The sequence below is a fragment of the Pseudomonas sp. NPDC085632 genome (assembly GCF_044541255.1).
Lineage (GTDB): Bacteria > Pseudomonadota > Gammaproteobacteria > Pseudomonadales > Pseudomonadaceae > Aquipseudomonas.
Map to the genome: position 1 here is coordinate 77,108 of NZ_JBITSX010000021.1, position 13,618 is coordinate 90,725.

The 13,618-nt window shown below is 60.4% G+C and carries 9 protein-coding genes and 2 pseudogenes; 8 read left to right on the forward strand and 3 right to left on the reverse strand.

Translation table 11 applies throughout. The features are described from left to right. Positions 1 to 91: 91 nt before the first annotated feature. The 6 genes from cobW to ACIF4X_RS15620 all read left to right on the forward strand — a co-directional run bounded on the left by cobW (position 92) and on the right by ACIF4X_RS15620 (position 10,605). On the forward strand, positions 92 to 1,156 hold the full coding sequence (gene cobW, locus ACIF4X_RS15595) for a cobalamin biosynthesis protein CobW (protein ID WP_397482823.1): 1,065 nt from the start codon (positions 92 to 94) through the stop codon (positions 1,154 to 1,156). Between the two features lie 3 nt (positions 1,157 to 1,159). Continuing rightward, a complete protein-coding gene (gene cobN, locus ACIF4X_RS15600; RefSeq protein ID WP_397482824.1) occupies positions 1,160 to 5,008 on the forward strand; it encodes a cobaltochelatase subunit CobN in 3,849 nt (1,282 codons plus the stop codon). A gap of 224 nt (positions 5,009 to 5,232) precedes the next feature. Further along, positions 5,233 to 6,234 (forward strand): ATP-binding protein, encoded by a 1,002-nt coding sequence (locus ACIF4X_RS15605; RefSeq protein WP_397482825.1) that lies wholly within the window; start codon positions 5,233 to 5,235, stop codon positions 6,232 to 6,234. A 20-nt stretch (positions 6,235 to 6,254) separates the two neighbouring features. Continuing rightward, positions 6,255 to 6,899 carry a VWA domain-containing protein gene (locus ACIF4X_RS15610; RefSeq protein ID WP_397482826.1) on the forward strand — a complete coding sequence of 215 codons (645 nt, stop codon included), beginning with the start codon at positions 6,255 to 6,257 and terminating at the stop codon, positions 6,897 to 6,899. 120 nt (positions 6,900 to 7,019) lie between these two features. Next, the gene (locus tag ACIF4X_RS15615; protein ID WP_397482827.1) at positions 7,020 to 8,666 is read left to right on the forward strand and encodes a phospholipase D-like domain-containing protein; all 1,647 of its coding nucleotides are present in this window, start codon (positions 7,020 to 7,022) and stop codon (positions 8,664 to 8,666) included. Positions 8,667 to 9,045: 379 nt separating this feature from the next. After that, entirely contained in the window at positions 9,046 to 10,605 is a 1,560-nt protein-coding gene (locus tag ACIF4X_RS15620; protein WP_397482828.1) for a transporter associated domain-containing protein, read from the forward strand. 246 nt (positions 10,606 to 10,851) lie between these two features. Here ACIF4X_RS15620 and ACIF4X_RS15625 read toward each other — a convergent pair whose 3' ends face one another. After that, positions 10,852 to 11,289, reverse strand: coding sequence for a thioredoxin family protein (locus tag ACIF4X_RS15625; RefSeq protein WP_397482829.1), 438 nt, complete (start codon positions 11,287 to 11,289; stop codon positions 10,852 to 10,854). An 83-nt stretch (positions 11,290 to 11,372) separates the two neighbouring features. After that, positions 11,373 to 11,777, reverse strand: a complete 405-nt coding sequence (locus ACIF4X_RS15630; protein WP_397482830.1) for a hypothetical protein — start codon at positions 11,775 to 11,777, stop codon at positions 11,373 to 11,375. Between the two features lie 424 nt (positions 11,778 to 12,201). On the opposite strand from ACIF4X_RS15630, the gene ACIF4X_RS15635 reads away from it, so the two are divergent. Then, positions 12,202 to 13,050 carry a transporter substrate-binding domain-containing protein gene (locus ACIF4X_RS15635; protein ID WP_102901907.1) on the forward strand — a complete coding sequence of 283 codons (849 nt, stop codon included), beginning with the start codon at positions 12,202 to 12,204 and terminating at the stop codon, positions 13,048 to 13,050. A 51-nt stretch (positions 13,051 to 13,101) separates the two neighbouring features. Next, a pseudogene (locus ACIF4X_RS15640) lies at positions 13,102 to 13,536 on the forward strand (ABC transporter permease subunit); the annotation flags it as partial. Here the strand turns inward: ACIF4X_RS15640 and ACIF4X_RS15645 are convergent. Further along, positions 13,524 to 13,618 (reverse strand): annotated as a pseudogene (locus tag ACIF4X_RS15645) (hypothetical protein); the annotation flags it as partial. The pseudogenes ACIF4X_RS15640 and ACIF4X_RS15645 sit on opposite strands and share 13 nt — an antisense overlap.

Below are 13,618 nucleotides of genomic sequence, written 5' to 3' on the forward strand. Positions count from 1 at the left end.
GGCGGGGTGATCCGGTGGCGAACTCTCCGGGCACGCACGCGCGTTGCCGGTTCTCGTCCCGTATGCCCGCCGCTTGCCAAAGGGCATACCGATGAAAACACTGGCCAAACTTCCCGTCACCATCGTCACCGGCTTCCTCGGTTCGGGCAAAACCACGCTGCTGCGGCACATGCTCGACAACGCTCAGGGCCGCCGCATCGCGGTGATCGTCAACGAGTTCGGCGAGCTGGGCATTGACGGTGAAATCCTCAAGCAATGCACCATCGGTTGCACCGAAGAAGAAGCCACCGGCCGGGTTTACGAGCTGGCCAACGGCTGCCTGTGCTGCACCGTTCAGGAAGAATTCTTCCCGGTGATGCGCGAACTGGTCGCCCGTCGCGGCGATCTCGACCACATCCTCATCGAAACCTCGGGCCTGGCCCTGCCAAAACCGCTGGTGCAAGCCTTCCAGTGGCCGGAAATCCGTAGCGCCTGCACCGTTGACGCGGTAATTACCGTGGTCGACAGCCCAGCCGTGGCCGCTGGCACCTTCGCCGCGTTCCCGGATCAGGTTGATGCCCAGCGCAAACTTGATCCGAACCTCGACCACGAGTCGCCGCTGCACGAACTGTTCGCCGACCAACTGGCCAGCGCCGACCTCGTCATCCTCAACAAGGCCGACCAGACCAGCCCGGAAGATCTGGCTCGCGTGCGCGCTGAAGTCGCCGAAGAGCTGCCACCCGCGGTGAAAATCATCGAAGCCAGCAATGGTCGTCTGCCGCTGGACGTGCTGATCGGCCTCGGCGCCGGTTCCGAAGAACACATCGACAGCCGCCACAGCCATCACGATCACCACCATGGTGAAGGCGATGACGACCACGATCACGACGCCTTCGATTCGATCTCCATCGAACTGCCGCAAGCCGACGAAAGCCTGCTGCTCGACGCCCTGACGCAACTGGTGGTCAAGCATGGCATCCTCCGTGTCAAAGGTTTCGCGGCGATCCCGAACAAGCCAATGCGCTTGCTGATCCAAGGCGTGGGCACGCGTTTCGACAAGCATTTCGACCGTCAGTGGGGCGCCGATGACGCGCGCGTCACGCGTCTGGTGTTGATCGGTCAGGAACTCGACGCCGCGCAACTCGAAGCGCAACTGCGCGCTGCGCTCAGCGTTTAAACCATGCACCTGCTCAGGACCCAGCCCGGCGGTTTCGTCTCGGATGACAACATTGCCGACCTTGGCCAAACCCCCGCCGAGCTGGTGATCCTGTGCAGCGGCGACTCCAGCCTGGCGCTGCTCGCCGAGGCCGCGCAGCAGTTGCCCGAGGATTACCCGAGCCTGCGTCTGGCTAATCCGATGCAGGTGCAGAATCACGCCTCGGTCGATTTGTACGTCGACGAAGTGCTGCGTCACGCCAAAGTGATTCTGATTTCGTTGCACGGTGGCATTGCCTATTGGCGCTATGGCGTTGAGCGTCTGGTCGAGTTGTCCGAGCGTGGCGTGCAGTTGATTCTGGTGCCGGGCGATGATCGGCCCGACCCGGAGCTCAGCGACTTGAGCACCGTCAGCGCCGAGGAGCGCGACCGGCTCTGGCAGTTTTTGCGTCAGGGCGGTTTGGGCAATGCGCTGGATTTCTTCCGCTGTCTGGCCAGCCGTTGGCTCGGCCGCGATTACCCTTGGGAAGAGCCGCAGTCCCTGCCGCGCACGGCGATTTACCACGCCAATAAAACCGCCGCCGCACTGAGTGACTGGCAAGCCGAATGGCTGCCGGAAAACCCGGTCGCGGCGGTGCTGTTTTATCGTTCGCATCTGCAGGCGGCGAACACAGCTTTTATTGATGTTTTCTGCCAGCGCCTGCAGGAGGCTGGGCTTAATCCGTTGCCGATCGCGGTGGCCAGTCTGAAAGAACCCGGCTGCCTGACGGTGGTCGAGGATTGGCTGGATGAAGTCGAGGCGGGGGTGATTCTCAACACCACCGGATTCGCTCAGTCCAGCCCCGAAGCGCCGCATCTGCGGCCGTTTCGCCGCAATATTCCGGTGATTCAGGCAATTTGCGCGCAGGACAACGAGCCCGGCTGGCGCGCCAGCGAGCAAGGTCTGGGGCCGCGGGATCTGGCCATGCACATTGCTTTGCCGGAACTCGACGGGCGCATCATCAGCCGGCCGATCAGCTTCAAGGATCTGGCCTGGCGCAGTGAGCGCAGCCAGTCCGATGTGGTCTGCTATCGCGCGCAGCCTGAACGCATGGATTTTGTCGCCGAACTGGCGCGGCGCTGGATCGATCTGGCGCGGGTGCCGAATGGCGAAAAACGCATCGCGCTGGTTCTCGCCAATTATCCGACCCGCGACGGACGCATCGGCAACGGCGTCGGTCTCGATACGCCGGCAGCGGCGTTGAATATTCTTCGCGCGTTGCAGGCAGAGGGTTATCCGGTCACGGCAGAGCTGCCCAATAGCGGCACCGAGTTGATCCAGCAATTGCTCGGTGGCGTCAGCAATGACCTCGACACGATTGATCAGCGCCCCTGCCAGCAAAGCCTGGCGATGGACGCTTACCTGACGATGTTCAATGCGCTGCCCGAGGCCAATCGCACCGCCGTGATTGCGCGTTGGGGAACGCCAGAAAACGATCCGATGTGCCGCGACGGTCGCATGATGATTGCCGGCATTCGCTTCGGTCTGACCTTCGTCGGCATCCAGCCGGCACGCGGTTATCAGGTTGACCCGAGTGCGGTCTATCACGACCCGGATCTGGTGCCGCCCCACGCGTATCTGGCGTTCTATTTCTGGCTGCGTAACACCTACGGCGCCCACGGCGTGATTCACGTCGGCAAGCACGGCAACCTTGAGTGGCTGCCGGGCAAAGGCGTCGGGCTTTCGGAGAATTGCTGGCCGGACGCATTGCTCGGGCCGCTGCCGAACATTTACCCGTTTATCGTCAACGATCCGGGCGAGGGCGCCCAAGCGAAACGACGCACGCAAGCGGTCATCATCGACCACCTGATGCCACCGCTGACCCGCGCCGAAACCTACGGCCCGCTGCGCAATCTGGAGCTGCTGGCCGACGAGTATTACGAAGCGCAATTGCTCGACCCACGCCGCGCCCGCGAGTTGCAGCGTGACATTCTGCAACTGGTGCGTGAGACGCAGATCGACCGGGAACTGCAACTCGATGCAGGGATGGACAGCGACGCTGATGCGGCGATCTGGCTGCCGCGCCTCGATACGTATTTGTGTGATTTGAAGGAATCGCAGATTCGCGATGGCTTGCATATTTTTGGCGAGTCACCGACCGGGCGTTTGCGCATTGATACGTTGCTGGCGCTACTGCGCATTCCACGCGGAGACGGGAAGGGCGCGCAATCGAGCCTGCTGCGCGCGCTGGCCAAAGGGTTCGAGCTGGGGTTCGATCCACTCGATTGCGCGTTGGCCGATCCATGGACTGGCCCGCGTCCCGCAGAACTGCAATCGCAAAGTGACGAGGTCTGGCGCACTGCTGGCGACACCCGCGAACGCCTCGAACTGTTCGCCACACAGCTGATTTCCCAAGCCCTGCACGATCCCTGTGGGAGCGAGCTTGCTCGCGAAGGCGTCGTATCAGCCAACACTTCATTCACTGACACACAGCTTTCGCGAGCAAGCTCGCTCCCACAGGGATCGGGGTGGTCTGATGTGAATGCGATCATCCAGTCCCTGCGCGACGTCGTCGCGCCACGCCTGGACGCCTGCGGCCCCGCCGAAATGCGTGGCCTGCTCGACGCCCTCAGCGGCCGTTTCGTCCCTGCCGGCCCGAGCGGAGCGCCGAGCCGTGGTCGCCTCGACGTCCTGCCCACCGGCCGCAATTTCTACTCGGTCGACGTGCGCAACTTGCCGACCACCACCGCGTGGCGCATTGGTTTCCAGTCAGCGACATTGATTCTGGAGCGTCACCTGCAAGATCACGGCGATCACTTGCGCCAGCTCGGATTGTCCGTGTGGGGCACCGCGACCATGCGCACCGGCGGCGACGACATCGCTCAGGCCATGGCGCTGATGGGCGTCCGCCCGGTATGGGCCACTGGCAGTCAGCGTGTCGACGATTTCGAGATTCTGCCGCTGAGCCTGCTCGACCGCCCGCGCGTCGATGTCACGTTGCGGGTTTCCGGATTTTTCCGCGATGCGTTCGCCAATCTGATTCGCCTGTTCGATGCGGCAGTGCAGGCAGTGGCAGCGCTGGACGAACCGGACGATCTCAATCCGTTGGCCGCCAAAGTGCGTGCCGAGCGCGAGGCACTGTTGCAGTCGGGCGTCGATGAGGACACCGCACGGCGTCAGGCCGGTTGGCGGATCTTCGGCGCCAAACCCGGTGCCTATGGCGCAGGCGTGCAGGGCGCGATCGATGGCCGTTTGTGGCAAAGCCGCGACGACCTTGCCGAGGTCTATCTGAACTGGGGCGCCTACGCCTATGGCGGATCCGATGAGGGCACTGCTGCGCGTGAGCAGTTCGTGCAGCGCCTGAGCCAGGTGCAAGCGGTGCTGCAGAATCAGGATAACCGCGAGCACGACTTGCTTGATTCCAACGACTATTACCAGTTCCAGGGCGGCATGCTTGCTGCCGTGGAAACCCTGCGTGGCGAGGCGGCGGCCAGTTATCACGGCGATCACAGTCAGCCGGATCTGCCGAAGATTCGCACGTTAAAGGAAGAGCTCAACCGGGTGATTCGCTCACGGGCGGCCAATCCGAAATGGATCGACGGGGTCAAACGTCACGGCTATAAAGGCGCGTTTGAACTGGCGGCGACGGTTGATAATCTGTTCGCGTTTGATGCCACGACGCAGTTGATCGATGATCATCAATACGCGTTGCTCACCGATGCTTATCTGCTGGATCCGGCGACTCGGGAGTTTGTCCGCGAGCATAATCCGCATGCGCTGCGGGATATGACCGAGCGCATGCTCGAGGCACAGCAGCGGGGGATGTGGCAGGAGCCGGGGGCATATAAAGAGGCGTTGGAGAATCTGTTGTTGGACATAGAAGAAGATGTGTAGCCGGTTAAAAGCTACCCTCACCCCAGCCCTCTCCCGGAGGGAGAGGGAGCCGATCTATGTTGCTGTCAAAACTTGAGCTCGGCTCGATATATCAAGTCGGCGTAACTCGCCAGAACAACTCGGTCAGTTCCCTCTCCCTCCGATAGAGGGCTAGGGTGAGGGCCACCCCTACTGACCCCCCACAACAATCAAGCACACCAAAGACCACGACAGAGAAATCCCAAATGACCGACACCCCGCATTTCCCGCTCTCCGCCGTGGTCGGCGCCGATGATTTGAAACTCGCCCTGTGCCTCACCGCCATCGACCCGAAAATCGGCGGTGTGCTGATCGAAGGCCCGCGAGGCATGGCCAAGTCCACCCTGGCCCGTGGCTTGGCCGACCTGCTCGCCAGCGGTCAATTCGTCACCTTGCCGCTCGGGGCGACTGAAGAACGCCTGGTTGGCACCCTCGACCTCGACGCCGCCCTCAGCGAGGGGCGCGCGCAGTTCTCGCCGGGTGTGCTGGCGAAGGCGGACGGCGGCGTGCTTTACGTCGATGAAGTCAATCTGCTGCCGGATCACCTGGTGGATCTGCTGCTTGACGTTGCCGCCAGCGGCACCAACCTGATCGAGCGTGACGGTATCTCCCATCGGCATTCGGCGAAGTTCGTGCTGATCGGCACCATGAACCCGGAAGAAGGCGAGTTGCGCCCGCAGTTGCTTGACCGCTTCGGCTTGAACGTTGCCCTCAGCGGCCATACGGCACCGACCGAACGCGGACAGATCATTCGTCGGCGACTGGATTTCGACAGCGATCCGCAAGCCTTCTGTGCACAGTGGGAAGCCGAGCAACACGCTCTACGTACTCGCTGCGAAAAAGCTCGCGCTGCCTTGGCCAATATTGCACTGGACGATGCCGCACTCGCGCAGATCACCGAGCGTTGTTTTGCTGCCGGGGTCGATGGCCTGCGTGCCGATCTGGTCTGGTTACGCGCCGCTCGTGCTCACGCGGCATGGCGTGGGGCTGCGGTGATTGGCGAAGAAGACATCGACGCCGTGGCCGAGTTTGCCCTGCGCCATCGGCGTCGCGAGCAACCGGCATCGAGTCCGCAGCCACCGTCGCAGTCGCCGGTCGAGTCGCAGGCCACGCCAAGTGAAGGGCAGGGCCAGTGGGGCGACCTGCCGGCGCCGGCGCTCGCCACGGGCGCGCGCCGCGAAGTGCCGAGCTGGCCAAAAAAGCCTTAGGCATTCGCCCCCGATCCGAGGTGGGGGCGAATGCCAGGCCCCGCGCCGGACGGCTGGCCAACGGACGTCAGGGCAAGCGCCATACGGCCCGCAGCGGTACAGTGAATTGGCCGGGCACGTTGCTCAACGGACGTCCTCGGATTCGTGAAAACCTGTTGTTTCAACTGCGCACACGCTCGCCGTATGAGCTGTGGCTGGTGATCGTCGATGCCTCGGCCTCGACGCGGCGTCATCACGCTTTGAGCGATGCCAAAGGCCTGCTCGCGCAACTGTTCGATGACGCTTACCGCCAGCGTGCGCGCCTGGCTTTGTTGACGGCCAGTGGCGCGGCGCCAAAATGGCAGGTGCAAGGATTGAAGGCGTCCAGCGGTTTGCGTACCTGGCTGGAGGCGTTGGGCGCGGGCGGTGGCACGCCGTTGCTGGCGGCGCTGGTGCAGGCCGAGCATTGGCTGGCGCTGCGGCGCAAGCGCTTTCCCGCCGAGCAGCAGCGATTGCTGGTGGTCACGGATGGGCGTTTGAAGCAGTGGTCAGGATTGCCGGCACTGGCGTGCCCGGGCTTGTTGATCGATATCGAGCGTGGGCCGATTCGGTTGGGGCGGGCGCGGGATCTGGCTTCAGCGTTGGGGTCAGACTATCGACATATCGATGAGCTGACTTCTCTCTGAGCTTTTCGGCGATTGTTCGACCGTCTTCGCGAGCAGGCATCGACTCGGTACCCGATCAGGAACACCAACACCTGCATCCCTGCTCTATGCTGCACCCAGCCCAATCACAAGGAGTGAGCGATGCGCGTACTGGTCAACAATCCCGCAGACGATTTCCGCGTCAAAGCCTACGCCGGCACCAACGGCGTGCTGCTGGCCATGGACCTGGCCGAATCCCGGCGCAAAGGCCTGTTGGGTTTCGCCATCGAAAAGCAGCAGGGCGCCAAACCCTGGTTGTTCCTGTTCAACAGCCTGACGTTCCCTGGCAAGGCGCACACGTTCCCCCAGTTCCACGCCACACCGAGCGATACCGCGCCGCTGCAGAAGTTTCGCTGGGCGGATTACGCGGTCAATCCGGGCACGACTCTCCACTATCGCGTGCACCTGGCCTACGGTACTGCCGATGCCGTGCAGTTAGGCGAAGCACTCGAGCTGACGATCACCTCCGATGACGGTCACCCGAGCAACCAGAGCGTGAATTTCAATCGAGCCGTTGCTGCCAGTCAGGCATTCCAGCGCAAGTTTCCCGACCTCGACGCACAGATCAGTGCCAACAAAAACATGCCCATCGAAGCCTGGCCCGATGCGGCCCGGCAATGGCTGGAAAACGGCTTGCTCGGGCGCTTGCTGGGTTTTATCGAGCGCGCCGTCGATGGCCAATGGGCGCTGGACATTGCCATCTACGAATACCAGTTACAAGCGATCATCGATGCGGTGAACGCCGCGTTCACACGGGGCGTGAACGTGCGGGTGCTGTATCACGCCCGGCCGGATGACGAAGACACCACCTCCAACGAAGCGAGCCTGGCGGCGCTGCCTTCCGCGAGCAAGCGCGGGCGAGTGACCCATAACATCTTTCACGACAAGTTCATCGTCCTGAGCCGCATCGCTGCCAGCGGTGAGCATCAGCCTGAAGCCGTTCTGTGTGGCAGCACCAACTTCACCGCCAACGGGGTTTATCGTCAGGCCAACGTGGTGCATGTGCTGGACGACGAATCGGTTGCTGCCAGTTATCTGCAAACGTTCGAGCATATCTGGGCGCAGCCGAATGATGTCGGCGCCACCCGTGACTGGCTCACCGGGCACAACCCGATGAACCCACAGCAGCCGCTGTTCGTCGGGTTTTCACCGCGTACGGGCGGGGCTGACCTGCAGGCGTTCGAGAACATCATCAGCGCGGCAAAAAAAGACGTGCTGTTCGTCACGGCGTTTTCGCTGCCGGACGCGATTCTCAATGCGTTACTTGGCCAGCCCCACGACGACATTTTGCGTTATGGCCTGCAAAATACCGCCAGCCGCATCACCGGGTTTCACGCCGACCGCAGCGCCGAGTTCGCCGCCACCGCACTGCTCAATACCGGGCTGGAAGGCTGGTTGCGCGAGAACATGAAAGGTCAGAAGGGCAATCTGCTGGTGCACACCAAAGCGGTCGTCACTGACTTCACCACCGATACGCCGACCATCATCAGCGGCAGCCATAACCTCAGCGTCTCGGCCAGCAATGGCAATGATGAAAACTACCTGATCCTTCGTGGCGACACCGATCTGGCGGATCGTTACGGGCTGGAGCTGTTGCGATTTTACGAGCATTACCGCTTTCGCTATTTTGCGAAGAAACTGGCGTTGAAGCAGGTCAATCCGTTGGCGGCGGACGACAGTTGGACCAATGATTACTACGTTGAAGGGGATTTGCGCCAGTTGTCTCGTTTGCGTTTTGCCGGCCGCTGACACCGTACTGTAGGAGCTGCCGCAGGCTGCGATCTTTTGATCTTTTTTAAAGCGACCCGACGATCAAAAGATCGCAGCCTGCGGCAGCTCCTACAGAGGTATTCGGTGCTGATTACAGATTTTGAAATGATTTGCCGCTGTAGGAAATGTTCCCAAAGCCTGTACGCTCCAAGGCCATTTTTCATTCAGGATCTACATGAACACCCTCGCGGAGCCTCCCAGTTTCAGCTTCCCTTCGCGCCACGGCGCGGTCTTGACGCACTCGCAGCATCCAGTTTTCCGACACCCGACTATCGTAGATAACGCGGCCCCAGAGCCTTTGCGTTGCGCTTTGCCGTGTCCGGCAGCCTGAATCAACCGAGAGAGATAGAGACGTTTTATGGAATGGTTAGCGGATCCCACAGCCTGGTTGGGCTTGTTGACATTGATCGTGCTGGAACTGGTGCTGGGTATCGACAACCTGGTGTTCATCGCAATCCTCGCGGACAAACTGCCGCCGCATCAACGTGACCGTGCGCGGATTATCGGCCTGTCGCTGGCGCTGATCATGCGCCTTGGTCTGTTGGCGAGTATTTCCTGGCTGGTCACCCTCACGCAGCCGTTGTTCGAGGTGTTCGACAAGAGCTTCTCCGGCCGTGACCTGATCATGCTGTTCGGTGGTGTGTTCCTGTTGTTCAAGGCCACCATGGAATTGCACGAACGCCTTGAAGGCCACGTCGGTGAACGCACGACCAACGCCGCCTATGCCATGTTCTGGCCGATCGTCGCGCAGATCGTGGTGCTCGACGCGGTGTTCTCGCTCGATGCGGTGATCACCGCCGTGGGCATGGTCGATGAACTGGCGGTGATGATGATCGCGGTGATCATCTCGATTGGCTTGATGATTGTCGCCAGCAAACCGCTGACGCGCTTCGTCAACGCACACCCGACGGTGATCATGCTGTGTCTGGGCTTCCTGATGATGATCGGTTTTGCCCTGACCGCTGAAGGTCTGGGCTTCCACATTCCGAAAGGCTATCTGTATGCCGCCATTGGTTTCTCGATTCTGATCGAGGTGTTCAACCAGATCGCCCGGGCTCGCCGCAAGCGCTCGATGCAGGGTTTACGGCCGATACGCGAGCGCACGGCTCATGCGGTCATGCGCTTGCTGGGCGGGCGCAAACTGGCGGTGGAAGAGGTCGGCGAGGAAATCTCCGATCTGCTCGACGACGGTGACGCGCCAAATGCCGAGCTGTTCGATCGTCGCGAACGGGTGATGATCAGCGGCGTACTGCAACTGGCCGAACGCCCGATTCGCGGGCTGATGACCGTGCGCGCCGATGTTGACAGCATCGATCTGGCCGATGATCGCGAGGCGATTCGTACCCGGTTGATGCACTCGTCCTACTCGCGTCTGCCGTTGATTCGCAACGGTGCGGTGGATGAACCCTTGGGCTTCGTGCACAAGAAGGAACTGCTCAACGAGTACCTGGCCGGTAACGAGCCGAATCTGGAACATCTGGCGCGCAAGACCGTCAACCTGCTCGACAGTTATTCGATCCTCAATGCGCTGGAGCAGATGCGCGCGGCCTCGACGCACATTGCCTTCGTGGTCAATGAATTCGGTGATTTTGTCGGCGTGTTGACCATGACCGACATCCTCGAGTCGATTGCCGGCGAGTTGCCGGACGCCAGCGAAATCGAAGGCCCCGACGTGGTCGAGGAGCAGGGCGGGTTTATGGTCAGCGGCGCGTTGAACCTTGCGCGTGTGCGTCAGCGCACCGGGTTTGGTGCGCAGCCGACCGAGGACTATCAGACCATGGCCGGGTTGGTGATGAGCCTGCTGGATCGATTGCCGGTCATCGGTGATCGTCTGGAACTTGAAGGCTGGCAGATGACGGTCAAAGCGGTGGAAGAGCGGCGGGTGACGCGGGTGTTGTTGGTGCGTGCTGCCGCGTAATACTTGATTTCTCTGGCGACTGTACTGGCCTCTTCGCGAGCAGGCTCGCTCCCACCTTGGAACGCGTTTCAAATGTGGTAGCGAGCCTGCTCGCGAATGCTTGGGTTCAGGCACCGCAGTATTCACTGATGAAAAGTGTAGCGATCCTTCCCATATGCTTTGACGCAAACAACGCCTCTTACGCCTTGAGCAGCGCCTGATTCAGCGAATCGCAATCCTCGACCCGGGTCTCACCGATACTGGTGGTCACCGGTCGAAGAATTTCCGCAGGCGAGCACGTGCAACGGTGCGCAAAGTACGAAGTGTCTGACGCAGCCAAGGCAGGTCATGCAGCTGTTTGCGAGGCGCAACGGGCGCTTTGGTCTTGCCGATGTGCTCGGCGAAATCCCGTGCGAGGGTTTCTTCGGTGCCGATGCCTTTGAGTTTTTTCACCAGTCTGCCGTTCTTGTAAAACAGCACGGTGGGCGTGCCGGTGACCAGCGGGTGGCGCGGGGACTCGCTGGTAATGAGCATGTAGATATTGGCGCGATGCCGGTATGGCTCGGCCGTCTGGCGAAAGATCGGCCCGGCCCATTCGCAGGCGGGGCAGTGTTCGTTGGCGAAATACAGAATCACCGGGCGCCAGGTTTTCAGCGTTTTTCGATAGGTGGCCGGCAAGGCTGCGAAAGGGGTTGTCGAGTCCATTGGAAACTCCCTTTTCGGAATGCGGTGGTTCACGGAAAAAGCGAGCCGTCACGAGATGAACGCTCGCTTTCAAGAGTACTGGCTCAGAGCAGCTTGGATAGCGTTAAATCGCTGAAATAAGAGCCAAGTTCATCAAACGTACCGTCATTGGACTCTACCTTCACTGTGAATTTGAGTGTCGCAAGAGGTGCTTCGAACTCTTTGAACTTGATCGTCCAGTTCTGACCTCCTGAGACGTCAAGTTCAACCGGGTTGCCTGTCGGATGTGGTTGCACAGTGACGCGGCCAGCATAGCCGGGCAGTGTTTTCATTCTTGCCGAGATCATGAATTTCCCGCCGCCCTCGCTGCCCAGGAGAACGTCCTGACTGATGGAGTCAGGAGGCGCGATTATGCAGTGACCATTTACGTAACTGACGTTATTCGGGGTTGTTGCTGTCCAGTGATCGCCTTGACTCGCAAAATCACCATTTTCAATCAGATTAGCCATTTCAAAAGTCCTTATTGAGATTTTGAGTTCGATTCCTGACCCGTTCGGTCCAAACCAGTAGGCCTATCAATTCACCGGTCAACAACTGTCAACTCTGACAGGTCGAGCCGCAAATCCGATGAACGGTTATCTGTGCTCAGTCCATTTTTCAAGTCCGATTCATTGCTGTATGTGTGCATCAATTGGTCGCGCACATGCCCTTGAATGTGACGTTACTTCCCAATTGGTTGCCCTCAGTAGCGATGGTCAAACCTCTACTGGCAATAGTCGCGCGCAGATCCGCGGGCTAACTTGTTGAACCGATTAATGTTTCCGAAGACCTGGGTTTTATTGCCAAAGCTATGGCACACTTTCTGCTGTCTATTCCGTAGTAACAAACCGTGTTCCGGTATAGCGGAATAAACACCATTCTGGAGTGCTTGCCATGCATCGCCGTCCTTCGTTGTTCAAAGCGTGTGTTTTCATTCTTGCGGCTTCGTCCGCTGTCATGGGTATGGCCCAGGCGGCCGACAGCAAGCTCGACAGTGTTCTGGCCCGTGGCAAATTGATTGTCGGTACTGGCAGCACCAATGCGCCGTGGCACTTTCAGGGCGCGGACGGCAAGTTGCAGGGCTTCGATATCGACATCGCGCGGATCGTCGCCAAAGGTCTGTTCAACGACCCGAGCAAGGTCGAGTTCGTCGTGCAGTCGTCTGATGCGCGGATCCCCAATCTGCTCACCGACAAGGTCGACATGAGCTGCCAGTTCATCACCGTTACCGCCAGCCGTGCGCAGCAGGTGGCGTTCACGCTGCCGTATTACCGCGAAGGCGTCGGCCTGCTGTTGCCGAACAACAGCAAGTACAAGGAAATCGAAGATCTGCAAGCCGCCGGCGACAGCGTCACCGTGGCCGTGCTGCAGAACGTCTACGCGGAAGAACTGGTGCATCAGGCCCTGCCGAAAGCCAAGGTCGATCAGTACGACAGCGTCGACCTGATGTATCAGGCGGTGAACTCCGGCCGCGCCGACGCCGCCGCCACTGACCAGTCTTCGGTCAAGTACCTGATGGTGCAGAACCCTGGCCGCTACCGCAGCCCAAGCTATGCGTGGAGCCCGCAAACCTACGCATGTGCGGTGAAACGCGGCGATCAGGACTGGCTGAACTTCGTCAACACCGCACTGCATGAAGCGATGACCGGCGTTGAATTCCCGACTTACGCGGCGTCGTTCAAGCAATGGTTCGGTGTAGATCTGCCTTCGCCAGCCATTGGTTTCCCAGTCGAATTCAAATGATCCCGTGAGAGTGGGGCGATTTACTTCGCCCCGCTCAAGGTACTGCTGACCATGAACTATCAGTTGAACTTTGCTGCCGTGTGGCGCGATTTCGACACCTTGCTGGCGGGGCTCGGTCTGGGTCTTGAACTGGCCTTGGTGTCGATCGCCATCGGCTGCGTGATCGGCCTGCTGATGGCGTTTGCCTTGCTCTCCAAGCATCGCGCCTTGCGGGTGCTGGCCTCGGTGTACGTCACGGTGGTGCGTAACACGCCGATTCTGGTGTTGATTCTGTTGATCTACTTTGCCTTGCCGAGCCTGGGTATTCGTCTGGACAAGATTCCTTCGTTCATCATCACGCTCTCGTTGTATGCCGGGGCGTACCTGACCGAAGTGTTCCGTGGCGGTTTGCTGAGTATTCCGAAAGGCCAGCGCGAAGCCGGGCTGGCGATAGGGCTCGGCGAGTGGCAGGTCAAGGCTTACGTCACCGTGCCGGTGATGCTGCGCCCCGCTTCGCTGTCGCGGATGATGTACGGACGCAAGAACACCATCAGGTTGGTCTTGGTAATCGCCCGGCGCTCGTTGCGAA

What these genes read in the sequence shown, in the direction of transcription:
- cobW (WP_397482823.1), top strand. Translation starts at nt 92, where the DNA reads ATGAAAACACTGGCCAAACTTCCCGTCACCATCGTCACCGGCTTCCTC.
- cobN (WP_397482824.1), top strand. Translation starts at nt 1,160, where the DNA reads ATGCACCTGCTCAGGACCCAGCCCGGCGGTTTCGTCTCGGATGACAAC.
- ACIF4X_RS15605 (WP_397482825.1), top strand. Translation starts at nt 5,233, where the DNA reads ATGACCGACACCCCGCATTTCCCGCTCTCCGCCGTGGTCGGCGCCGAT.
- ACIF4X_RS15615 (WP_397482827.1), top strand. Translation starts at nt 7,020, where the DNA reads ATGCGCGTACTGGTCAACAATCCCGCAGACGATTTCCGCGTCAAAGCC.
- ACIF4X_RS15620 (WP_397482828.1), top strand. Translation starts at nt 9,046, where the DNA reads ATGGAATGGTTAGCGGATCCCACAGCCTGGTTGGGCTTGTTGACATTG.
- ACIF4X_RS15625 (WP_397482829.1), bottom strand. Translation starts at nt 11,289, where the DNA reads ATGGACTCGACAACCCCTTTCGCAGCCTTGCCGGCCACCTATCGAAAA.
- ACIF4X_RS15630 (WP_397482830.1), bottom strand. Translation starts at nt 11,777, where the DNA reads ATGGCTAATCTGATTGAAAATGGTGATTTTGCGAGTCAAGGCGATCAC.
- ACIF4X_RS15635 (WP_102901907.1), top strand. Translation starts at nt 12,202, where the DNA reads ATGCATCGCCGTCCTTCGTTGTTCAAAGCGTGTGTTTTCATTCTTGCG.